Below are 22117 nucleotides of genomic sequence, written 5' to 3'. Positions count from 1 at the left end.
AGTGGTCGGCGAGGGGCCGGCGGGCCGCGGGGCCGTTCGGCCCCAACTGCCGCCGGAGAAGGGGCCGTTAGGCCCTGGGGGTCGGTTGCCTCGCCGTCGATCATGTAGCGGCGGCCGGGAAGGGCCAGGTCCATTCCCGCACCTTCTGGTTCTTCCCGGCTCGTCGACGACACCAACTGATGAGGAGGCCGTCCGCCGTTCCATCGACGAGATACCGCAGTCGGCGACCGCACGGGCGCGCCCCAACTCGTGGGCGGTGGGGGCCCGACGGTCGGGACCGGCGGCGAATTCGTCCACCTCAGGCGTGGGCCACTCCCGGCTCAGCGCATGAGGTCCGACAGGAGGATGTCCAGAACCGTCTCCTCCTCGATCCGCACCCCGAGTTCGGCCAGGGCCATGGACAGCCCGGGATCCCACGCCGCGTCGGCCGGTGTGCCGGTCAGTGGCGGCGCGAGCGGCGTCGCGGCGACCGCCGTACGGTAGTCGGTCGCCGTGTAGCGCCAGGGGTGCCACGGCACCCGTCGCAGCAAGGCGTCGGCGATGCGCAGACCGCCCCAGTCGAAGTCGCCGTGGTAGCGGAGTGCGGAGCCGTGGGTGTGCAGGTGGCGGAGCAGGGTGAGGGCGGCGGCCGAGGGCTGGCCCTGGAGGCAGACCAAAGGCGGGCAGGTCGGCCCGTGGGTGTCGGCCGCGGTGGCGAGGACGGTCGGGTTCTCGCACACGTACACCACCGCAGGTGCTGTCCGCGGTGGTGTGTGCGTGAGCTGGCGCAGGGTCAGGACGGCCGGTTCTCCGGCGTCCGTCATCCAGTCCAGTGCCGGGGTGCCGCGCAGGCCCAGGGTGAGGACCGTGGAGGAGAGGGCGTCTCGGAGGAGGCCGGCCGAGGCCCAGGCCTCGCGGCGCCACTCGGCTCCGCTGCCGTCCGGGAAGCCCGTCAACACCCGCACCGCGGACAGGACGACGGTGGCGAGCGGGGTTCCGTCGTCGAGGGCGTGGGCGTCGCCGAGCACCCTGGCCGCGAAGGCGGGCAAGGAGATCGCCGGGGCAGCGGGTAGCTCCCGCAGGACCGCGGTCGTGCTGGTGAGCAACGTCTTCGCTGCTTGTGGGGTGCGGGCGAGACGGCGTACGAGGCCGTCGTGACGCAACCGGTCGGCCCAGGCGGTCAGTTCGTGCCTTACGTCGGAGAGTGGGGTGTAGGCGGCCTGCCAGGCTTCCGCTTCTCGTCGGCGTGCGTCGGCGATTGAAGTGACCGGGCCCGTGAGCGCGGTGATCGCCGGGGCGAGGCCCCCGGGGCTGATGGCGGAGCGGCGCAGTACGGCGTCCACCGCCTCCAGGCGCACCGTCAGGGAGCGTCCGGCGCCCGGGCCGCGGCCCAACAGGCGTTCGGCGGCTGCGCGTTCGGCGGTGGTGGGAGCGGTCAGCGAGACCGGGCCGGTGAGGGGTTCGTCGCGTTCCATCCGGCGGCGTACGCGCTCGACCAGCCAGGTCAGGTCGGGGTCACCGAGCAGGCGGGCGAGGCGATCGACGTCGACATGGCTGGGCTGTTCGGGATCCCTATTGACCTGACTGGGCTCTTCGGGATCCCTGTCCACCTGAGTGGGCTCTTCGGGACCGTTCACGGCCACAGGGCATCCTGGCCGGAGTCCGTGTCCTCCGCGGGCGCGGCGGGCGTCGAGCCGAGGGGAGTCGGTACCGGGCCGGAGTCCGTGTCCTCCGCGGGCGCGGCCGGCGTCGAGCCGAGGGGCGGCGGCGCCTGGGCGGCGGGGACGGTGGCCAGGTGGTGGTCGGGTTCGGTGCCGCGTACGCGCTCACCCCCGTCCCACTCCCACCGCGTCACCAACACCGCCGCGATCTCGTCGACACGCGAGAGCTGGGCGATGGCGATGCCCGGGACCTGCGGATAGCAGGCCCATTCGCGTTCGCTGGTCATCACCACGTCCAGGTCGAAGGCGTGCAGCAGGCCCAGGCACTTGGCGCGCGAGTCGTCGTCGACGCCCGCGAAGGCCTCGTCCAGGGTGACCAGGCGCGGGGCGTCGGGGGCGGCCGTGGCGTAGTGCGAGGAGGCGGCGGCGAACAGGGGGACGGAGACGGCCAGGACGCGTTCGCCGCCGGATGCGGGGCCGGTGGCCGGCACCCAGGTGCCGTGCTGGTGGCGTTCGATGCCGAACTCGTGCCAGGCGCGGTAGTCGAGGGCCGCGGTGAGGACCTCCAGCCAGCTGCCCGCCGTGTCGTCGGACTGCCGACGGGCGATCTCGGTCTGCAGGAACTCGCCGACCGCCGCCCGGTCCTCGGGCGCCCAGGCGTCCGCGGACTGGCGCAGGCGTTCGCGCGCCTGGGCCAGGCCCGTGGGCGCCTTGCGCGAGGGGCGCCACACCAGGCGCAGGCGCATGCCGGTGGAGGTGGGCCGCTCCTGCAGTTCGGCGTTCATGGCCCGTACTTGGCGTTCGGCGGCGGCGATCAGTTCCTGCAGGGTGCCGGCGACCTCGGTGAGCAGGTGGGTTTCGAGGATCTCGCGTTCGTGCGCGGACAGGATGCGCGCGAGTTCGGTGACCTCCGTGGTGAGGGCCGCGGACAGTTCGGGCACGGACCGTCGGTGGCCCTGGTAGACGATGTCGACGACCATGCCGTCCTCGACCATGCGGGCGGTGGCGCTGTGACCGCCGCGGGAGAGGGCGTCCTGGAGCTTCTTGTACTCCTCGCTGAGCCGTTTCTGGACCCGTTCCCAGGCGCCGTCGGAGTCGTCGGTGCCGGACGGGCCCGACAGCTGCGCCTCGACGGCGCGGGCGAGCGCGATGGAGGGGGTGGCCGCCCACGGTCCGTCGTCCAGTGGGGGTACGGCCACCTCGGGCAGGGCGACCGTGAGCAGGCCGGTGGCTGCGAACCGCTGCAGGGCGGCGATCGCCTCGGCGCGGGAGGCGGCGGCCTCGGTCACGTCCTTCTCCAGCTGTTCGATACGGCCCTCCGCCCGGCCGACGCGCCGGCCGGCATCGGCGTGCTCCTCCCGGGAGCGGCGCTGGTCGAGCTCGCAGGCGGCCAGGGCCGTGGCAGTGGCGGCCAGGCGCTGCTCCAGCTCCGCGACGGCGGCGCCGACGGTGGAGCGCAGGGTGGTGTGGCGTTCGTCGGCGGCGGCCGCCAGGCGTGCCGACTCCTCGGCGCGCAGGGCCAGTTCGGCCACCCGGGTGCCGGCCTGCTCGGCTTCCGCGCGTTCGTCGGCCACCGCTCGCCCGGCATCGGCGTGCTCGCGCAGGGCCGGCCACAGGGCGGCCAGGACGGCGGTGTAGTCGGCCAGCGCCTGGCGGACGGCGGCCAGCGCGGGCCGGTCGGCGGGCAGGTTCACGGCGGTCGCCGTGTCGGTGAGGTCGGTGGCGGCCTCGGCTTCCTGCCCGGCTGCCGCGGCCAGCTCCGCGGAGCGTTCCTCCTGGCGGGCGCGGGCCCGGTGGGCGGCGTCCGCGGCGGCCGCGGCCAGTGCGTGCGCGTGGCGCAGGTCGGCGTCGTCGGGAACGGCGGCCAGTTCGGCGTCCAGGGTACGGCGGCGGCGGGCGACCTCGGTCCGTTCGGCCTCCCGTCGCTCCACCTGCCCTGCCAGGGTGTCGAGTTCCTCGCGCAGGGCGGCGATCCGGGCCCGGCGTGCCTCCTCGCGGGCGCCTTCGCCCACGTACACGGCGGCCTGCTTCGACCAGCTGCCGGTCAGGGCGCCGACGCGGAAGTGGCCGTCCACCGAGACCCAGGTGTCTCCGGGGCCGCCAACGCCCAGGCCCACGGCGGCCAGCAGGCCGGCCACCGTCTGCTCACCCACTGCCGTGGCGCGGGCGTCCCCGTGGTCCACGGCCGGTCGCAGCACCGCCTCCAGCGTGCTCCCGGTCAGCGGGGCACCCGGCGACAGCAGGACGTCGTGGCCGTCGGCCTGCAGCACGGTGCCGTCCGGGCGCACCCAGGCGTCCAGCAAACCGGAGGACTCCAACGCCGCCTCCAGGCCCGCCCGTTCGGCGGCGGTGACGTGGTCGTGGAAGTCGACCAGACGCCACAGCGGCGCCCCGGGGGTCTGCTCGCGCAGGCCGGGGGTGCGGGTGTGGGGTGGCGTGGGGCCGCGCTGACCGCCCGCCTCCAGGCCGGCCAGCTCCTGTTCGGTCTCGGTGCGGCGCATGGTCAGTTCGGTCAGCCGCTGGCCGAGGGCGGCCGCCCGGTCGGCCAGGTCCGCGGCCCGGGCGCGATGGGCGTCGGCCGTGTGCACGCGCGCGGGCGAAGGACCCCGCAGGTGCGTGACCCAGTCCTGCAGGCCGTCCAGGAGGCCCACCGGATCCTGGGGTGTCAACTCCTCGCAGGCTGCGAGGTGTTCGCGTACGGCGGCGACCAGCGCCCGGCCCGCCTCCTCCGCCGTCGCCTCCGCCCCCGCCTGTCGTTCGGCGGTGTGTCCGGCCTCGGTCTGCGCCTCGTCCAGGCGGCGTGCGGCGGCGCGCCGCTCGGCGGCGGCCTGCTCGGCGCGGGCGACCAGCTCCTCGACGTGGTCGAGGGTGCGCCGCCTGCGCGCCACCGACTCCTCGGCCGCGCGGCGCAGTTCGGGCTCCGGTGCGCCCTCGCTGCGCAGCTCACCGTCGAGGCGGGCGGCCGAAGCCGCCTCCCGCTCGCGGGCGAGGGTGTCGGCCACCTGCTGTTCGGCCGTCGCGAGCCGGCGGCCGGCGCTCTCCAGACGGTCCAGGGCACGGGTGTGGGCCTGAGCGGCCTGCCCCCGGTCCGCCTCGGCACGGGCCACCTCCGAAGCGGTGCGGCGGGCGTCGGCCGCCGCCTGCTCCAGCTCCCGGGCGCTGCGCATCTCCGGGCCCTCGCGCAGCGCGGCCTCCTGCGCCTTCAGCCGCGCGGCGGACTCCTCCAGCTCCCCGAGCCGCTTCGTGATCTCCGCGCGGTCCTCCTCGGCCTGCGACCGCTCGCCCTGGGCCTGCGCGAGGTCGCGGCCCAGCTGCTCGTACCGCGCGTGCTCGTGCCGGGGCAGCCGGGCGCGGCGGCGGGTGGCGACGCGGGCGTAGCGACGGTAGTGGTCCAGGAAGGCGGAGGCAGCGCGCTCTGCCTCGGTGGCCGCCCGCAGTTCCTCCTTCTCCTCGTCCAGGGACCGGAAGGCCTCGGCCACGTCGGCGATCACCGCCTGGTCCATGGGCGGCAGCGCCTCGGTCAGCGCGCGGGAGAGGGCCGCCTCGTTGGGCCGCTTCGACAGCTGCGGCTGGCGCAGCTGGATGAGCAGGTCCACCAGGGCGGCGTAGCGCTGCTCGCCGAGCCCGAACAACGCCTCGTCGACCGCCCTGCGGTAGGCGGTGGCCGTGTCGTAGACCATGCCGCGCCCGGTGACCGCGTCCGCGAGCCGGTCGCGGGACAGCGCGGTGCCGGTGGCGTCCAGCAGGTTCAGTTCCGCTCCGACGCGCTGGTCGGTGACGGCGTACCAGTGCCGGGCGATGCCCCGCCCGGCGACCGCCTTCAGCCCGCAGGCCAGGGTGAGGAAGCGGTCCTGTCCGGTGGCCTCGTCATGGCGGCCGAACTCGATCCAGGTGTAGCCCAGCCGCTCGGGGTGCGGGTGCTGCCCGCCCAGCAGCAGGTTCCACTCCATGCGTTTGCCCGGGTCGGCGTCGGGCTCGACCCGGCGTGCCGACAGGTCGCCGTCGAGGAGGAAGGGCAGGGTCAGGGCGAGGACCTTGGACTTGCCGGTGCCGTTGTTGCCGCGCAGCAACAGCCGCCCGTCGCGGAACCAGAACTCCTCGGTGTCGTAGTAGAAGAGGTCGACCAGGCCGATGCGCAACGGCCGCCACCGGCCGGGCGGGGGAGTGGGCAGGGCGGTCACGTCTCTCACGCCTTTCGCTGCGTGGTGCGGGGACCGGGAATCCCCGGCTCTCGTACGACGGTGTCGCCGACCGCGTAGCGGGCCAGCGCCGGCAGCGGCACGACGCCACCGGGTGCGGTGGTGACCAGGCCCAGTGCGGTCAACTTGGCCAGGGCCTGGTCGACCAACTCCCCTTCGGCACCGGGCTGCCGGGCGCTCTTGGACCAGAACCCGCCGTGTTCTTCGGCCAGTCCCCGCACTCTGCGTTCCAGCTCGCCGCGGCCGACCGCGTCGGGCGCGGCCGCCAGGTGCTCGGCGAGCAGCAGGGTGACGTGTCCGTGGGTGCCCTGCTCGGGCATCCGCACGTCGGTCAGGTCGTCCAGCGGGTCGACCATGGCGATGCCCTCGGCCCGGACCTCCGCCACCAGGCCCGTCAGTTCGGTGATGCGGGCGGTGATGAAGGCGCGCTGCCGGGTGAGGTAGACGAGTTCCTCGTCGCTCAACTCGGCGTAGTACAGCACCGGATCGTCCAGCAGGCGCCGCGTCAGCCGCTGACGGACGGCGCGGAAGCGCAGTTCGTCGCTGTCCAGGGCGCTCTCGGCGGTCAGCTCGGTCAGCCGCTCCTCGAAACCCTCGGCAGCGATCATCGACGGGCCGCGGCGAGCGGCCAGCAACCCGGCCAGAACGCGGCGCTGGACGTCGTAGAGCACATCGCCCGCCCCGCTGACATAGGCGTCCTCGTCCCCGGCGACCCGCCGCAGCACGCCGTGGCGGATGAGCAGCCGTACCACCGCCGCCAGATCCAGCCGCTCGTCACGCCGCTCCAACGTGAACTCGATGCCGGCGGCGATCAGATGGGGATCGGCGGCATCGAGCACCACCTGCTCGGCGAGGCGGCCGAGTGCGATCTGCGCCTCGCCCCGCTCCAGTGCGGCCAGCGCCAGGCACAGCAGTACATAGCGGCGGCGGGTGAAGGGCGCGCGGGTGCGGGTGGCCTCGCGCGCCGGATGCGTCGGGTCGGCCAGGGTGCCGGGGGTCCGGCCCAGGCGCGCCGCCTCCGCGTCCACCCTCAGCGGCCAGCCGGTGTTGCGGTCGAACCAGTCGCGCAGGTCGCCGGCGTGTCGGCGCACCAGCCGGAAATCGTCCGCGTAGGGGCCGTGCGCGAGCAGCAGCGGCTCCTTGAGCAGGGCGCGGGCGGCCTTGTGGAACTCGGCGGTGCGCCGGCCGTCCAGTACCTCGCCCAGGGGCGTGGTCATCGCTCCCCTCCCGTGTACGTGTCGTCGGCGCGCACCTGACCGCTTCGGGTGAGATCGGTGATCTCGACCAGGTGGTCGGGGCCGCGGAAGGTGCCGCCGGGGGTGCGGATCTCGGCCGTGGTTCCGTCCGCCAGGGCGGAGAGCCGGATCTCCATCGTGCCGTCGTTGCTGGTCGCCACGGTGGCCGTCATGCCGGGCCGCCAGGTGGCCAGGGCGTCGCCGAGCAGTTGCAGGAACAGGCCGAAGGTGAGCGGGTCGAGCTCGCCGAGGGCGGACAGCCTCGTCGTGCCGTCCGTGGCGAGGCGGGCGCGGGCGGCGGTGATCTCCTGCGTCTGCCGGGCGGCGATCTCCGCCAGACGCCGCCGGTCCTGCGACCGGTCCTGCACCCGGCGGGTCCTGCCCCGCCGCTCGTAGCTGCCGGTGCGGCGCAACTGCGGGCTGATCCGCAGCGGTTCCGCCTCGGCCCACGGTGTGGCGGCGGGCACGGGGCGGGCGGCACGCCGCTCGATGGTGTCGGCGTCGACGGTGAGGTGGCGTGCGGGATACAGGCCGAACGCCGCCCGCCACAGCCGGTGGCGTGCCGCGTCGTCAGGAGCCTCGGCGAACCAGCGGGCCAGCGTGCGAAAGTCCGCCGAACGGTCCGAGCGGCCCGCCCGCCGCTCGTTCAACTGCCGTACGACCGCGAGGAGCTGTGGAACCGCGCCGAGAGCGCGTCCGCGCAGCAGACGGGCCTGCGACTCGCGCCCGTCCGCCGAGACGAACCAGGCCGCGAGCCCCGACCACTTCGCCACCCACCGCGCGTACGCCTGCGCCTCGGCGCTCTCGGCCTCGTCCGGGGCGGCATCGGCGGCCTCCCGTGCCGCGGCCAGCCGCAGCAGCGCCCCGACCCGGCCCCGTTCCTCCAGCTCACCGATGATCAGGGCGATCCGCCCGCCCAGGGTGATCAGATCCTGGATGAACCGCTCCAGGTACTGGATCAGCCGGTCCTTGTAGGCGAGGAACACCTCGACCTCGACGTCATGCAGATCGATGGTGCGCTGCAGGGAGCCCATGAACGCCCGCGCGTTCTCCGCGAGCGCCTCGAAGCGGCCGGTCAGGGCGGACAGTGCCAGATGTGCCTTGGCCGCGTCCGGCTCGCCGTCCTCCTGCTCGGCGGCTATGACCAGCAGCGCCCGCAACTGGGTGACGATGTCCTGAAGCGCCACCGCCTGCAGCGCGCCGCGCCGCCCCAGCGCCTCGTCGTAGGCGGACAGCGCGAGCTCGGCGGCCTCGCCGGCCTGGGTGAGCTGGTAGATGAAGCGTTTGCGGTAGAAGTCCTCGACGGCGGTGACCCGGGAGGTGTCCGGATCCGCCCGCAGATTGCCCCACTCCACGAGGCTGTCCAGCGCCTTGACCACCGTGTCCAGCTCGGCGGGCCGGTGTACCGGCGCGAGCGCGGCGTGCACGTCCTCGGGCCGCAGGTGCACCGCGAAGCGCTCCTTCGCGGACAGGAACGCGCCCATCACTCGGCGGTAGAGGGCGGCATTGGGGACGGTGAGGTGAGCGAAGGGCGCATACCCGGCCTGCGCCGGTCCGGAAGGGGTCGAGGTCATCGTTCGACATTGTCCCTGACGGGCCGGCTCCCGGGGAACCGTGGCCTGGTTGTCACGCAGGGTTATTGGCGGAGGGCGCCGTGCCTCGCTGTTCGTTGCGGGTCGGTCTCTACCAGGCTGCCACCACCCGCGAGTTCCCGGTGATCACCCTCGTACCCGTGCCGGACCGGGCAGGCTGACCCCCGCACGCCCGGCCGCGAGTCGGTCCCGAGCCCGCCTCGACCGCAGCCGTGCACCGGGCCGGAGGGCTCTTCCCCACCTCGGCGTCTGAAGGCCGCCGCAGGACCACTCAGTAGGCGTGATTCGCCTGCCAGTACGTCCACGCGTCGCAGGGGCTCCCGTAGACGCTGTTCATGTAGTTGAGGCCCCACTTGATCTGGGTGGCCGGGTTGGTCCGCCAGTCGGCGCCGACCGACGACATCTTGGAGCCCGGCAGGGCCTGCATCAGGCCGTAGGCGCCGGAACTCGGGTTGACGGCCTGGTAGTTCCAGCCGGACTCCCGCTCCACGATGTTGCTGAAGCACTGGAGCTGCCCGCCCGGCACGATCTGCGCGGCGATCGCCTTGATCTGCGCGGTGGTGTAGGAGCTCTGGACGGGGATGCTGGAGGAGCCGCCCTGGGAGGAGCCGGAGGAACTGGAGGAGGACGCGGAGGTGGTCTTCGCCTCGGCGCGCTCCTTGGCCTCCTTCGCGGCCTTCTCGGCGTCCGCCTTCTTGGCCACGGCGGTCTGGGCGGCGGCCTTGCGGGCGGCCTCCTCGGCCGCCTTCTTGGCGCTCGCGTCCGCCTGGACCGCCTGTGCGTCGGCCTGCTGCGTCAGGGACTCCGTCTGCACCTGGGCCTGCTGACCCGCGGGGATGTCCGCGAGGAGCGTTGCGCCGACCGCCGTCGCCTCCGCGCCGCCCGGCTGGGCGCTGCTGCCCGAGGCTATGCCGACCACGCTTCCGACGGCGGTGACCGCGGTGGCGGAGGCCGCCGCAAATCCCCGTACCGATATCGGGCTCACGCGTCTTCCTTCCGGTTCGTCCGTAGGGTCGTGCCGCGACGGCCGCAGGTAATTCGCCTGCCGGGCCCGGCAGTTGGAACACTCTGCCGTGCCCGGGAGGATGACGCAATCATGGAGCGGGTGTGCATGCTCACACACGGAAGCTTCCGCATCTCAGGAACCGCGCACGGATTTTTCACATCGACCGGCGCCCGAGCGGGCCCCTTCCCGTCTCACGCTCCGAGCAGCTTCCTGCCCCCGTCGCCCGTTCCCCGATACTTCACGGGTGCGGTTCGCGGCGATGTGTGTGCGGCCCCACGACAGGACCTCCTCCCGGAAGCAGGAAGGCTGACCACGGTGACGACCGCCGCATACCAGGGTGAACCCGGATCCAACTCGGCGACCGCCGCCGCGGCCCTCTACCCCGGCGCGGAGGGGATGCCCTGCACGAGCTTCGAGCAGGCGCTGGACGCCGTGACGCTGGGCACCGCCGACATCGCCGTGATCCCGGTGGACAACTCCGCGGCCGGCCGCGTCGCGGACGTGCACCATCTGCTGCCGGAGTCCGGGCTGTTCATCGTCGCCGAGTACTTCCTCGCCATCCGCTTCGACCTGATGGGCGTGCCCGGCGCGACCCTGGAGGAGGTCGAGTGCGTACGCAGCCATGTGCACGCGCTCGGGCAGTGCCGCAAGGTGGTGCGGGAGGGCGGCTGGCGCACCCTGGTCAGCGACGACACCGCCGGAGCGGCACGCGAGGTGGCCGAGCTGGGCGACCCGCGGCACGCGGCCCTCGCCCCGCCCGCCGCGGCCCGGCTCTACGGCCTGGACGTGCTGCGCTCCGAGGTCGAGGACGACCCCGACAACACCACCCGCTTCGTCGTCCTGTCCCGTGAGGCCGCGCTTCCCCCGTACACCGGGGAGCCGACGATGACGAGCCTGTTCTTCTGCGTGCGCAACATCCCGAGCGCGCTCTACAAGGCGCTCGGCGGGTTCGCCAGCAGCGGCGTCAACCTCACCAAGATCGAGAGCTACCAGTTGGGCGCGGGCCTCAACCCCAGCCGCTTCTACGTCGAGATCGAGGGCCACCCCGACGAGGAGCGGGTCGCCCTCGCCCTGCACGAACTGCGCTTCTTCTCCTCCGAGGTGCGCATCCTCGGCGTCTACCCCGCGCACCCGCACCGCCTGGCCCACTGACGGTCCGCTGCCGCCGTCAGAACGCCCCGAGTCTCCCGGACTCCACCCCGAGCGGGCCGGCTACGGCACCTTCGCCGCCTTCGAGGACGCCGACGGCAACGCGTGGTTCCTCCAGGAGATCACCGAACGCGCCCCTGGCCGCTGACCGGGGCGGAGGCACGGGGACCGGCGGTCGCGCCCCAGCGCGCGTTCGCGTCTCAGTGCTCGGACGCCGCCGGTGCCGTCTTCTTGCGGGCCCGGTACGCAGCCGCCTTGATCTTGTTGCCGCAGGACTCCATGCCGCACCACTGGCGCCGCATGCCCCGGGAGCGGTCGATGTAGACGCGCGTGCACTCGGGGTTGCCGCACTCCTTCAGCAGGGGGACGTCCGGGCCGCTGAGCAGCTCGACGGCCTGCCGGGCGACGGTGGCCAGGGCCTGCCCGGGGGTCGCCTCGGTGTGCCGGCCCGCCACGGTGAGCTGCGGGGTCGCGGGCGTCCCGCGCGCGGCGCCGTTGAGCACGGCGAGGGCCTCCCGGTCCAACTCCTCGCCCAGGCGCCGGTTGGTCACGAGCCGGTAGAGGGCCTCGCGCACCGTCGTCGCCGCCCGGACGTCCTCTTCCTCGCCGGGTGTGATCGTGTCCACGAGTCCGGACTCCAGGTACCAGGCGTTGAGCCGCTCCGGCGTCACGAACATCTCGAACCGGGCCGAGCGCCGGGCCCGCAGGCTGGCCGCGAAGTCGAGGGCCGGGTGCCCGCAGACGAAGACATGATCAAGATTCACGTCACCATTCTGACAGGTGACTTTGCGGCGGGGCAAGGATCGTCACGCTTCTGGCGGTGTCGGCACCGCTGACCCTTGAGAAGTGTTGAACTCATGGAGGATTGACGGCAGTTGTGAAGGGTGGCAAGAATGCAGCTCACTCGCTGTGTTCAGAGCGAGTGAAGTGACGTGAGTGGCCCCCCGCGCCTTCTTTCCGCCCGTGGACGTGGGCTGCTCGCGCCCAGCCACCTCCCACGCCTCGATGCCACAGGATCAGACCTTGATGCGCTCGTCACGCTCCAGAACGGCGGCCGCCGTCGCCGCAACCGCTCTCTTCGGCGCCGCCGCACCCCTCCTCGGTGCCACCACCGCAAGCGCCACCACCGGGGGCGACTGCCAGTCCGCCACCGTGCAGTACCGCATCGTCGACAGCAGCGGTAACCCGGTCGGGTCCGACTGGACCTCCCAGGGCGGCTTCCACCAGTGGAACGCCGTGCCCGGCACCGTCGAAGTGCGCCTGGCCCCCGGCCAGAACGTCGGCGAGAGCTGCAAGTACCCCGTCTCGCTCGCCGAGTACACCACCGAAGGCCCCAACTGGCCGACCTCCGGCCACCAGACCCTCGTCGACCACGCCACGGTCTACCTCACCTCGAAGGACGTCGCGGGATCCGACGACGCCCAGCGCGACTGGCAGAGGCTGGCCGTGAAGTCCCCCGACTGCTACGGGCAGATCGACCTGTACGGCGACGACGTCATCTACGACGGCCAGTCGGGAGAGGGACACGGCCCCGCCCCGTACCAGCCCGGCAACGTCGTCACCCCGTACCACCTCATCGCCGCGTGGAACGGCGGCGACAAGGCCTGCACCCCCGACAAGCCGAACTCCCCGACGCCGACGCCGACGCCCACCCCGTCGACGCCGACGCCGACCAGCCCCGCCACCAGCCAGCCGCCGGCCCAGCAGACCACTCCGCCGGCCACCCCCACGAAGCCCTCCACCTCCACCACCCCGCCCACCACGCCGCGCGTCCCCCCGATGACGACCCCGCCCAGGACCCCGTCGCCCTCGCCCAGCGAGAGCACGCCGCCCCTGGCCGAGACGGGTTCCAGCGCGCCGGTTGGTCTGATAGCCGGCAGCGGCGCCCTGGTGATCGCCCTCGGGGCCGGCGCGGTCTACACGACGCGCCGCCGGGCACGTCGTTCGTGACGAGCAGCTGACAGAGACGGGGCCCTGCCCCCCCCGGTCGTCCGACCGGGGGGCAGGGCCCCGTCCGTGGATCCCGTGCCCCACCTCCGCCGTACCGGAGAGATGGAAGGAGTGCGGCGCGCTCGCGCGATCCGTCGACCCGGCAGGGCGGGCCTACGACAGTGCCGCCGCCGACACCGCCGTGGCCGTCACCGTGTTGTCGCACTCGGCGAACACCCCGTCGTCCAGGGCGACTTGGTGCGCCCCGGCGCCGGGCAGACCCACCACGAGCGTCGGGTACGTCACCGGCTGCGCGCCCGACTTGCAGTAGCCGTCGCCCTCGCCCTGCACCTGCACGAACGTCAGCTTCACCCGGGCCGTGCCGCCCGGGGCGAGGCGGATCACGGGGGCGGGGCCGACGGGGGTCACCTTGAGCGGGGCGTTGTGCTCGGGGGAGCCGTTGGCCGCTCCGGCCACCGTGGGGTGGCCCTGGAGCAGGCAGGGGCGGGCGGAGGTGTTGGTGAACTCGACGATCGCCGCGCCCGTCCCGGTGCCGGCCGGACGGTCGGCTGCCTGGTGCGCGGTGGCCTTCAGCGCGGAGGCGGTGCAGGTCCTGACCTTCGTACCCGTGGTGCCGGAGACCGGGGAGGCGGTCGCGGTCGGCTTGGAGGCCCCGGATGACGGGGCCGCGGACGGCGAGGAAGCCGAGGACGGTGCCGAAGCCGGGGCCGAGGACGGTGCTTTGCCGGCCGGGGCCGTCGACGGGGACGAGGTGCCGGAGGCGGTGTCGCTGCCCTGGCAGGCCGCGAGCGACAGGGCGGCCGAGAGCGTGGCGACGGCCAGTGCGGTCTTGCGGATGCTGACGTACGGCATGAGGTCCCCCGAGGTCGGATACGCGGCGCCGGTCTCCGCCGGCGCTCGCCGATGGAGACCGGACGGCCTCACGTGGGGTTCCCCTGTGCGTCAGCTGTGACGCCGCGGTGACCGGATCACCGTCGCTCCAAGACCTTGGTCATCGGATCGCCGTGGCCGACGCCGCTTCCTCCTCCTTCTCGATGCCCACCGTCGCGTCCTGGTCGCCCTTGCCGCGCAGGGCGACCACGCTGAGCAGGCAGCACGCGAGGGCGGCGATGCCGCAGACGACGTAACCGACGGTGTAGCCGTTGCCGAGGGCCTCCAGGGCGATGGGGACGGCGCCGCCAGGGGGTGAGGCCGGCGGGACCGAGTTGGAGGCGAGCGGGCCGCCCTCGGCGGCGACCTGTCCGGCGGCCGCCTTGACCTGGGCGGAGAGGCCGGAGGAGGCGAGGTTCCGGGTGAACTCGTCGGCCGCGCGGCTCAGCGCGATCGCGCCGATGACGGCCGGGCCGAGCGTGAAGCCGAAGTCGCGCAGCAGGCTCGTCGAGGCGCTGGCCATGCCCGCGTAGTGGACCTCCACGGTGTTCACGGCGGTCGCGGTGATGGAGGAGACGGTGAGCGCGAAGCCGATGCCGACCAGACCGATGGGGAGGATGAGGGAGGTCAGCGCGCGGTCGTGGACCGAGAGCGTCGCGGCGATGAAGTCACCGGTCGCCATCAGTGCGAGTCCCGCGCCGAGCACCCAGCGCGGGCTGACCCGCTCCAGCAGCCGGGAGATCAGCGGCATCAACAGCAGCGTCCAGGCGTTGAGGAGGATGAACGCGAACGAGCCGCGCAGGGGGCTCTGGTGCTGGATCGGGCCGAGCCGGATGCTGGTGGCGTAGGCGGTGCCGAGGTAGCTGAACATGCCGACCACCGCGACGAACGACGCCACCGCGAACGCCCGGTTCTTGAACAGGTCGAGCCGCAGCAGCGGGGAGGCGGCCCGGTGTTCGGCCAGCAGGAACAGCCCGATGAACAGGGCCGCGACCACGTACGCGATCACCACGGGGGTCGCCGTCCAGCCGTCCGCCGGGCCCTGGATGACCGCGTACAGCAGGGCGAACATGCCGACGCCGATGGTGATCTGGCCGGCGAGGTCGAGCGAACGGCCTTCCGGGGCACTGGAGTTCTGCGCGAAGAGCTGGCTGAGCAGCGTGCTGATCACGGCGAGGCCGGTCACCACGATGAACGCCCAGCGCCAGGAGCCGTAGTTGCCGGTGATGCCGCCGAGGACCGGGGCGACGAAACCGCCGCTGGACAGGGCGGCCGCCCAGATCGTGATCGTACGGGCGCGGTCGCGCGCGGAGTGGGTGCCCGCGGCGATCATCGCGAGCGAGGTCGGGAAGAGCGCCGCCGCGCCCAGGCCGGCGATGGCCTGGCCCACCCAGAGCATGTGGATGCCGGTGCTGGCGGCGGCCAGGGCCTCGCCGGCCACCAGCAGACCGCCGCCGCCGACCAGCAGCCGCTTGCGGCCGAAGAGGTCGCCGAGGACGCCGAAGGTCAGCTCCAGGACGGACACGGGCAGCAGGAAGGCGTCCGAGATCCAGGTCAGCTGGGAGCCGACCGGATGCAGGTCCTCCTGGAACAGGCCGTTGAGCGTGGCGGGCATGGCGAGGGCGATCTGGGCCAGGCAGACCGCGAAGCAGCCGGCGACCAGGGTGCCGACGGGCAGGCCGCCGGACGCGGGTCCGGCGGCGGTGGACCCGGGTTGGGTGTGCGTTTCGGTGGACACGAGGGGCTCCCCTTTGAGCGGGTGTACGGGGGATGACGGCGCCGTGAAACGCTGCGAATGTAGGGCGTTTTTTCAACGGCGGTCAATAGAGTGCCCAATATTGAGGGAGAAGGGTGCCCGACATTGAGCGAGAAGGGTGCCCGACACGAGGGAGCGAGGGAGCCCGGTGCGCCGGAAGGGGTCCGGCGCCGGGGAGTCTCAGGAGCGGGAGCCGAGGGAGCGCTCGGTCACCCGGGCCAGATGCCGGGTGAACGTTCGGGTGGCGGCGCCGGGGGAGCGGTGTGAGTCTGGCTGGCATGACGATTCAGCCCGCCAGACTCAGCGACCCGGTGGTCCGCGCGTTCGTCGCCGCCGTCAACGCCCATGACCGCGAGGCGTTCCTGTCGCTGCTCACCGACGACGCGACGATGTCGGACGACGGCTCCGACCGCGACCTCGGCGAGTGGATCGACCGCGAGATCTTCTCCTCCAACGGCCATCTGGACGTCGACAACGAGTCCCAGGGCGGCCGCGCGCTGATCGCGAACTACCGCAACGACACCTGGGGCGAGATGCGCACCCGGTGGAGCTTCGACGTCACCGAGGACGGCCGCATCGCCCGCTTCGAGACCGGGCAGGCGTAACAGACCTCTGCGCTCCTCTTGTGCTGAAGTGCGCTCCAACTCCTAGGGTCCGTGGGCATGGAGACGAACAGGACACTGGGCCGCAGCGGTATCGAGGTGAGCGCTCTCGGCTTCGGCTGCTGGGCCATTGGAGGCGAGTGGCAGGACGCCGACGGGCAGCCGCTGGGCTGGGGCAGGGTCGACGACGAGGAGTCCGTACGGGCGATCCGGCGCGCCCTCGACCTCGGCGTGACCTTCTTCGACACCGCCGACACCTACGGCGCCGGGCACAGCGAACGCGTCCTCGGCCGTGCCCTCGGCAAGCGCCGGGACGAGGTGGTGATCGCCACCAAGTGGGGCAACCTCTTCGACGAGGACACCCGCACCCGCACCGGCAGCGACGACTCCCCGCAGTACGTCCGCCGCGCCCTGACCGCGTCGCTCCGGCGCCTGGACACCGACCACGTCGACCTCTACCAGCTGCACCTCTCCGACACCGGTCACGAGCGGGCCGCCGAACTCCGCGACGCCTGCGAGGAGTTGGTGGCCGAGGGGCTGATCCGCGCCTACGCCTGGAGCACCGACGACCCAGCCCGCGCCGCCGTGTTCGCCGAGGGGGAGCACTGCACGGCCGTGCAGCACGCGCTCAACGTCTTCCAGCCGGCTCCCGAGATGCTCGCCCTGTGCGACGAGCTGGATCTCGCCAGTGTCAACCGCAGCCCGCTCGCGATGGGGCTGCTGTCCGGCAGGCACCGCAGCGGGCAGGCCCTGGAGGCCGGGGACATCCGCAGCCGGCCGCCCGCCTGGCTGCCCGGCTTCACCGAGAACGGCGGCGCCGACGCGGACTGGGTCGCCCGCGTGGACGCGCTGCGGTCCGTGCTGACCAGCGACGGCCGTACGCCCGCGCAGGGCGCCCTCGCCTGGATCTGGGCCTGCGGCCCGCGCACGGTGCCCATCCCGGGCTTCCGCTCGGTCCCCCAGGCCGAGCAGAACGCCGCCGCCCTCACAAAGGGCCCACTCACCCCCGCCCAACTGGCCGAGGTCGACCAGATCCTCGGGAGGTGAGAAGCCGGGGCCGCCGGGACGCCGAGCGGGCTGCGCCGCAGGATGCCGCCGGGTGCGCCAGTGCGCGGCAGCCCGCCTTCGTGTTCCGCGGAGTGAGCGGCCCTCGCCGCGCAGGCGCCGGGCCGATCGCGGTCTTGCGGCGACCGGCCCCGGTGGCGGGCCGTGGGGTGCCGCCGGGTGCGCCAGTGCGCGGCAGCCCGCGTTAGTGTTCCGCGGAGTGAGCGGCCCTCGCCGCGCGGGCGCCGCGCCGATCGCGGTCTTGCGGCGACCGGCCCCGGTGGCGGGCCGTGGGGTGCCGCCGGATGTCGGCGGGGCGCGGCAGTCCCTGCTCTCGGCCGGCCGTGTTCCCCGCCGCATCGGCGGTCGTCCCGCACCCGTCCTCAGGGTCGGGGCAACCCGCTAGGACACCGCTAGGACACGGACGACTGCTGTGCGTACCGTCCGTCGCCCTGCTCCGTCAGGGTCAGTTGCCCGGCCTTGATGGTGGCCAGGCGGGGGGCGCGGCGGGCGATGGATGAGTCGTGGGTGACCATGACGAAGGTCAGCCCGTGCTCGCGCCACAGCCCCTCCAGCAGGGCCATGATGTCGTCGCGGGTGCCCTCGTCGAGGTTGCCGGTGGGCTCGTCGGCGAGGAGCACCTTGGGCCGCTTGACCAGCGCGCGGGCGATCGCGACGCGCTGCTGCTGGCCGCCGGAGAGCTCGGCGGGCGCGTGACCGAGGCGTTCGCCGAGGCCCACCGAGCGCAGGGCCTCCGCCGCCCGCTCGCGGCGCTCGGCGGGCTTCACGCCGAGGGGTACGAGGGCCGTCTCGACGTTCTCCTGGGCGGTGAGGGTCGGGATGAGGTTGAACGACTGGAAGATGATGCCGATGTTCTCGGCCCGCACCCGGGTCAGCCTCGTCTCGCCGATACGGGCCAGGTCGACGCCGTCGAACTCGACGCTGCCCTCGGTCGGGCGGTCCAGCCCGCCGATCATCTGCAGCAGCGTCGACTTGCCGCCGCCCGTCGGGCCCTGGATGACCAGTTGGTCGCCGTCCTCGATGGTGAGGTCGATGCCGCGCAGCGCCTCCACCGTCTCCTTGCCCCGCGAGTAGCGCTTGGTGACGCCGGTGAGTCTGTACATGGGGTTCTCCACAGGAACGTAGGGGTGGGGCGCCGCGTCCGGGGGGAGAGGGAGGCGGCGCCCCGGCTTGGGGGTGCGTTACGAGACGCTGCGCAGGGCGTCCGCGGGGCGCATACGGGAGGCGCGCCAGCCGCCCATCGCGCCGGCGATCAGACCGCCGGTGACCGCCAGGGCCACCGCGAGGGCGATGGTGGTCAGGGAGACCGGGGCGGACAGGGCGATCTCCATGGTGGTGGAGGCCGACTGCCGGCCGGGTCCGCCCCCGCCCGGACCGCCGCCGGGTCCGCCCGTGCCGCCGCCCGTGCTGCCGAGCTGCGCGGTCAGCTTCGGGCTGACCGCGGTGACCGCGTAGGCGGCCGCGAGGCCGAGCGCGATGCCGAGGGCGCCGCCGATCAGGCCGTTGACCATGGACTCGCCGACGACCTGCCGGGTCACCTTGCGGCTCGGCCAGCCGAGCGCCTTCAGCGTGCCGAACTCACGCACCCGGCGGGAGACGGCCGAGGAGGTCAGCAGCGCCGCCACCAGGAACGCGGCCGCGAGCACCGCGATCGACAGCCACTTGCCGACGCTGGTGGCCAGGTTCGACGCGGTGGACAGCGAACCGGAGACGGTGGAGGCCAGGTCGGCGGAGGTGGTGACCGTCGTACCGGAGATGTTGGACTGGATCTCCTTCTTCACGGTGGAGATCTGCTTGGAGTCGGTGGCCTTGACGTAGATCGTGGTGACCTTGTTCTTGGCGTCGCCCAGCGCCTGCGCCTGCTTCAGCGGCAGGAAGACGTCGACGGTGGAATCCCCGCTGTCGGGCGTCGCGATGCCGATGACCGTGTACGTGGTGCCGGAGATCTTGAAGGTCGAGCCGACCTTGTACTTCTTGGACTTGGCGTACGAGGCGCTGACCACGGCGACCTTGGCGGTGGTCTGCGACGAGGTGAACGTCTTCCCTGAGGTGATCTTCGAGGTGGCCAGCGGGCCGAGCTCCTGGTCGGTGACGTCGACGCCGGCCGCCGAGTAGGAGTTGACGTCGAAGGAGGCGCCGCCGCCCTGGACCTGCGGCTGGCCGCCGCCACTGCTGTTGCCGCCACCGCCGGGGCCGCCCTGCTGCTGGCTGCCGCTGCTGCTGCTCGTGGAGCTCTTCGCCTTGCCCTGGGTGAAGGAGCCGTCGACCTTGGTCACGTTCAGGGTGATCGCGCCGACCGCGGCGGACACGCCCTTCTGCGCGGCGACCTTGGTGACCAGGGAGGACGCCAGAGCCTGACCGCCCTGGGTCATCACCCGGTCCGAGCTCTGCTTGGTGCTGCTGCTCGACTTGGCGTCGAACTGGAAGTTCGGGCCCTGGGAGCTGCCCGCCTTGGGCGCCGACTGCGACTTGGTCACGGTCATGTCGGTCCCGAGGCCGTACAGCGACTTGAGGACCTTGCCCTGAGCCTGAGTCATGCCGGCCGACACCGAGTTGACGGTGATCACCAGCGCGATACCGAGCGCCAGACCCATGGCGATGACCAGAGCCGCTTTCTTTCTGCGGCTCAGTTCGCGCTTGAGATAGATGCCAAACATCCCGTTCCTCGCAGGTTCTTGGCGCCCGCTGTGGGCGCTGCCACAAGTTATGGAGGAACCTTTGCGTCGCACTGAGTAAAAGATGTGTCCGAGCTGAGAAACCGGGGTTTGCCTTCAAAGTTTCGTAAGACAGGTAATTCCTGAGAAGTGGAGGGGTTACTGCCAGGAAGCCCCTGTTCAGTGGGTGTTACGGTCCGGGGATGCACGGTTCCTCCCCGCTCTCCCGGCGTGCCGCGCTGGGTCTTGCCGCCGCCGCGATTCCGCTCGCCTCGGCGACCCCCGCGCACGCCACGACCGTCGTCGGCGGCGCCCGTCTCGCCCGCGCCGGAATTCAGGGCACCGCACTGCCCCGGAAACTCACCGCCGCCGCGTGGCTGGTCGCCGACTGCGACAGCGGAGAGGTGCTCGCCTCCTTCAACGCGCACCGGCGTCTCGCGCCCGCGTCGACGCTGAAGATGCTCTTCGCCGACACCGTGCTGAAGAAGTTCGCCCCCACCGAGCGGCACACCGTCACCGACGCCGAGCTCGCCGACGTCCCCTCCGGCTCCAGCCTGGTCGGCGTCAAACCCGGGATCACCTACACCGTCGAGCAGTTGTGGCAGGGCGTCTTCCTCCGCTCCGGCAACGACGCCGTGCACGTCCTGGCCCATATGAACGGCGGTGTCGCGAGGACGGTCGAGGAGATGCAGGCCAAGGCGGAGGACCTGCAGGCCCTGGACACCCATGTGGTCAGCCCCGACGGCTTCGACCACAAGGGACAGCTCTCCTCCGCCTACGACCTCACCCTCTTCGCCCGGCACGGCCTGAAGGACCCCGACTTCCGCGCGTACTGCCACACCCGGACCGCGGACTTCCCGGCCGGCGGCAGGAAGACCTTCCAGATCCAGAACACCGACCGCCTGCTCACGGGCGCGTGGGGCGTGAAGACGTACGACGGGCTGATCGGCGTCAAGAACGGCTACACCAGCAACGCCGGCAACACCTTCACCGGCGCGGCGACCCGCGGCGGGCGGACCCTGCTGGTGACCGTGATGCATCCGAAGAGCGGGTACAACGCCGTCTACGAGGAGACGGCCGCGCTGCTCGACTGGGGCTTCACGAAGGGCGGTTCGGCGCCGGCGGTCGGCACGCTGGTCGAACCGCTGAGCGAGGGCGGGACGAAGGCGGCACCGGGCGGGAAGAGCGCCCACGCGGCCGCCGGGGCGCCGGGCGCGGTGGCGGGCGGGTCCTCGTCCTGGAAGCTGCTGGAGGGCGCGGGCGGCACGGTCGCCCTGCTGGCGGGCGGGGCGTGGGCGCTGCGCAGACGGCGCAAGGGCGGGGCGGGGCAGACCGGTTGACGTTCGCGGCAGCCGTTCCGACGCACCGGTGCGTACCCCGCGGTCCCACGCGGGATCCACCCCCACCCGGTGCGGTGGAACGGCTGCCGCCTTCCCCCCTCGGTGTGGCCTGCGGAACTTCATCCACCCAAGTGTGAAGCTCCTGTGTAGGCGATTTGAGCATAGGCCCGCGACCGGCCGCAATGGTCCGGATCCTGAAATTCCATTTGTAAGAGTTGACGAGTTGACGGTCGGTCGGCCCCGTCAGCCCCGCCCCACGTAGGGCATCGCGGTGGCCAGCACCGTCGCGAACTGCACGTTCGCCTCCAGCGGCAGCTCCGCCATGTGCCGCACGGTGCGCGCCACATCGGCGACGTCCATCACCGGCTCCGGCACCACCGAACCGTCCGCCTGCAACGCCCCCGTCTCCATCCGCCGCGTCATGTCGGTCGCCGCGTTGCCGATGTCGATCTGCCCCACCGCGATCCGGTACGGCCGCCCGTCCAGGGACAGCGACTTGGTCAGACCGGTCAGCGCGTGCTTGGTCGCCGTGTAGGCGACGGACAGCGGCCGGGGCGTATGCGCCGAGATCGAGCCGTTGTTGATGATCCGTCCGCCCTGCGGGTCCTGCTCCTTCATCTGCCGGAAGGCCGCCTGCGCGCACAGGAACGCCCCGTTGAGGTTGGTGTCCACCACATGCCGCCACGCGTCGTACGGCAGCTCCTCCACCGGCACCCCGCCCGGCCCGAACGTCCCCGCGTTGTTGAACAGCAGGTCCACCCGCCCGAACCGCTCCACGGCGGCCGCGAACAGCGCGGCGACGTCCTCCGGTTGCGACACGTCGGTGCGTACGGCCACCGAGGCCCCCTCGGGCACCAGTGCCGCCGTCTCCGCCAGCGTCCCGGGCCGCCGCCCCGCCAGCGCCACCGACCAGCCCGCCCGCAACAGTTCCACGGCGACCGCCCGTCCGATCCCGGACCCCGCGCCGGTCACCACCGCGGTCTTCGATTCCCTCTCCGTCATGCCCGGCAGCGTAGGCGAGCGTCCGGCACGCGGAACCGGTCCGTCCGTCAGCCGGGA

General features: G+C 72.8%; 16 protein-coding genes and 1 pseudogene. 6 read left to right on the top strand and 11 right to left on the bottom strand.

Going from position 1 to position 22117, the window contains the following annotated elements; genetic code table 11:
• Nucleotides 1-320: 320 nt before the first annotated feature.
• The 5 genes from MKW14_RS30980 to MKW14_RS30960 all read right to left on the bottom strand — a co-directional run bounded on the left by MKW14_RS30980 (nucleotide 321) and on the right by MKW14_RS30960 (nucleotide 9651).
• On the bottom strand, nucleotides 321-1616 hold the full coding sequence (locus tag MKW14_RS30980) for a TIGR02679 family protein (RefSeq protein WP_308314654.1): 1296 nt from the start codon (nucleotides 1614-1616) through the stop codon (nucleotides 321-323).
• Nucleotides 1613-5821: a TIGR02680 family protein gene (locus tag MKW14_RS30975; protein WP_240868160.1), complete on the bottom strand. Its 4209-nt coding sequence runs from the start codon at nucleotides 5819-5821 to the stop codon at nucleotides 1613-1615. Before MKW14_RS30975 ends, MKW14_RS30980 begins: the two co-directional genes overlap by 4 nt.
• A gap of 5 nt (nucleotides 5822-5826) precedes the next feature.
• On the bottom strand, nucleotides 5827-7056 hold the full coding sequence (locus tag MKW14_RS30970; RefSeq protein WP_240868157.1) for a TIGR02678 family protein: 1230 nt from the start codon (nucleotides 7054-7056) through the stop codon (nucleotides 5827-5829).
• Nucleotides 7053-8648, bottom strand: coding sequence for a TIGR02677 family protein (locus tag MKW14_RS30965; RefSeq protein ID WP_240868154.1), 1596 nt, complete (start codon nucleotides 8646-8648; stop codon nucleotides 7053-7055). The genes MKW14_RS30970 and MKW14_RS30965 overlap by 4 nt, the downstream gene beginning before the upstream one ends.
• 289 nt (nucleotides 8649-8937) lie before the next feature.
• On the bottom strand, nucleotides 8938-9651 hold the full coding sequence (locus MKW14_RS30960; RefSeq protein WP_240868152.1) for an aggregation-promoting factor C-terminal-like domain-containing protein: 714 nt from the start codon (nucleotides 9649-9651) through the stop codon (nucleotides 8938-8940).
• A 336-nt stretch (nucleotides 9652-9987) separates the two neighbouring features.
• Between MKW14_RS30960 and MKW14_RS30955 the strand changes: the two genes are divergently transcribed.
• Together MKW14_RS30955 and MKW14_RS30950 are read left to right on the top strand one after the other, a co-directional pair.
• Nucleotides 9988-10824 (top strand): prephenate dehydratase, encoded by an 837-nt coding sequence (locus MKW14_RS30955; protein ID WP_240868149.1) that lies wholly within the window; start codon nucleotides 9988-9990, stop codon nucleotides 10822-10824.
• A 34-nt stretch (nucleotides 10825-10858) separates the two neighbouring features.
• Nucleotides 10859-10969, top strand: a pseudogene (locus MKW14_RS30950) (VOC family protein); the annotation flags it as partial.
• A gap of 52 nt (nucleotides 10970-11021) precedes the next feature.
• Here the strand turns inward: MKW14_RS30950 and MKW14_RS30945 are convergent.
• Nucleotides 11022-11585, bottom strand: a complete 564-nt coding sequence (locus MKW14_RS30945) for a CGNR zinc finger domain-containing protein (protein ID WP_240868147.1) — start codon at nucleotides 11583-11585, stop codon at nucleotides 11022-11024.
• Between the two features lie 262 nt (nucleotides 11586-11847).
• Between MKW14_RS30945 and MKW14_RS30940 the strand changes: the two genes are divergently transcribed.
• The gene (locus MKW14_RS30940; protein WP_240868145.1) at nucleotides 11848-12771 is read left to right on the top strand and encodes a hypothetical protein; all 924 of its coding nucleotides are present in this window, start codon (nucleotides 11848-11850) and stop codon (nucleotides 12769-12771) included.
• 153 nt (nucleotides 12772-12924) lie between these two features.
• On the opposite strand, the gene MKW14_RS30935 is transcribed toward MKW14_RS30940, so the two are convergent.
• Nucleotides 12925-13623 (bottom strand): DUF4232 domain-containing protein, encoded by a 699-nt coding sequence (locus MKW14_RS30935; RefSeq protein WP_240868144.1) that lies wholly within the window; start codon nucleotides 13621-13623, stop codon nucleotides 12925-12927.
• 139 nt (nucleotides 13624-13762) lie between these two features.
• Entirely contained in the window at nucleotides 13763-15379 is a 1617-nt protein-coding gene (locus MKW14_RS30930) for an MFS transporter (RefSeq protein WP_240868142.1), read from the bottom strand.
• A 296-nt stretch (nucleotides 15380-15675) separates the two neighbouring features.
• Between MKW14_RS30930 and MKW14_RS30925 the strand changes: the two genes are divergently transcribed.
• Nucleotides 15676-16002, top strand: a complete 327-nt coding sequence (locus MKW14_RS30925) for a nuclear transport factor 2-like protein (protein ID WP_240868140.1) — start codon at nucleotides 15676-15678, stop codon at nucleotides 16000-16002.
• Nucleotides 16003-16059: 57 nt separating this feature from the next.
• Nucleotides 16060-17046, top strand: a complete 987-nt coding sequence (locus MKW14_RS30920) for an aldo/keto reductase (RefSeq protein WP_240868138.1) — start codon at nucleotides 16060-16062, stop codon at nucleotides 17044-17046.
• Nucleotides 17047-17456: 410 nt separating this feature from the next.
• Here MKW14_RS30920 and MKW14_RS30915 read toward each other — a convergent pair whose 3' ends face one another.
• Entirely contained in the window at nucleotides 17457-18167 is a 711-nt protein-coding gene (locus MKW14_RS30915) for an ABC transporter ATP-binding protein (protein ID WP_240868136.1), read from the bottom strand.
• Nucleotides 18168-18245: 78 nt separating this feature from the next.
• A complete protein-coding gene (locus tag MKW14_RS30910; protein ID WP_240868135.1) occupies nucleotides 18246-19721 on the bottom strand; it encodes an ABC transporter permease in 1476 nt (491 codons plus the stop codon).
• A gap of 200 nt (nucleotides 19722-19921) precedes the next feature.
• Here MKW14_RS30910 and MKW14_RS30905 point away from each other — a divergent pair, with 200 nt between their 5' ends.
• Nucleotides 19922-21058, top strand: coding sequence for a D-alanyl-D-alanine carboxypeptidase family protein (locus tag MKW14_RS30905; RefSeq protein WP_240868132.1), 1137 nt, complete (start codon nucleotides 19922-19924; stop codon nucleotides 21056-21058).
• Between the two features lie 243 nt (nucleotides 21059-21301).
• On the opposite strand, the gene MKW14_RS30900 is transcribed toward MKW14_RS30905, so the two are convergent.
• The gene (locus MKW14_RS30900; protein WP_240868130.1) at nucleotides 21302-22060 is read right to left on the bottom strand and encodes an SDR family oxidoreductase; all 759 of its coding nucleotides are present in this window, start codon (nucleotides 22058-22060) and stop codon (nucleotides 21302-21304) included.
• Between the last annotated feature and the right edge of the window lie 57 nt (nucleotides 22061-22117).

Source organism: Streptomyces gilvus (assembly GCF_022513565.1).
Lineage (GTDB): Bacteria > Actinomycetota > Actinomycetes > Streptomycetales > Streptomycetaceae > Streptomyces > Streptomyces gilvus.
Note: the sequence above shows the minus strand (reverse complement) of the source record. Positions and strands in the feature narration are given on the sequence as shown.

Excerpts from the sequence above, each read along its gene's own strand:
- MKW14_RS30900 (WP_240868130.1), bottom strand. The coding sequence starts at position 22,060 with ATGACGGAGAGGGAATCGAAGACCGCGGTGGTGACCGGCGCGGGGTCC.
- MKW14_RS30970 (WP_240868157.1), bottom strand. The coding sequence starts at position 7,056 with ATGACCACGCCCCTGGGCGAGGTACTGGACGGCCGGCGCACCGCCGAG.
- MKW14_RS30905 (WP_240868132.1), top strand. The coding sequence starts at position 19,922 with ATGCACGGTTCCTCCCCGCTCTCCCGGCGTGCCGCGCTGGGTCTTGCC.
- MKW14_RS30910 (WP_240868135.1), bottom strand. The coding sequence starts at position 19,721 with ATGTTTGGCATCTATCTCAAGCGCGAACTGAGCCGCAGAAAGAAAGCG.
- MKW14_RS30920 (WP_240868138.1), top strand. The coding sequence starts at position 16,060 with ATGGAGACGAACAGGACACTGGGCCGCAGCGGTATCGAGGTGAGCGCT.
- MKW14_RS30940 (WP_240868145.1), top strand. The coding sequence starts at position 11,848 with ATGCGCTCGTCACGCTCCAGAACGGCGGCCGCCGTCGCCGCAACCGCT.
- MKW14_RS30925 (WP_240868140.1), top strand. The coding sequence starts at position 15,676 with ATGACGATTCAGCCCGCCAGACTCAGCGACCCGGTGGTCCGCGCGTTC.
- MKW14_RS30965 (WP_240868154.1), bottom strand. The coding sequence starts at position 8,648 with ATGACCTCGACCCCTTCCGGACCGGCGCAGGCCGGGTATGCGCCCTTC.
- MKW14_RS30915 (WP_240868136.1), bottom strand. The coding sequence starts at position 18,167 with ATGTACAGACTCACCGGCGTCACCAAGCGCTACTCGCGGGGCAAGGAG.
- MKW14_RS30935 (WP_240868144.1), bottom strand. The coding sequence starts at position 13,623 with ATGCCGTACGTCAGCATCCGCAAGACCGCACTGGCCGTCGCCACGCTC.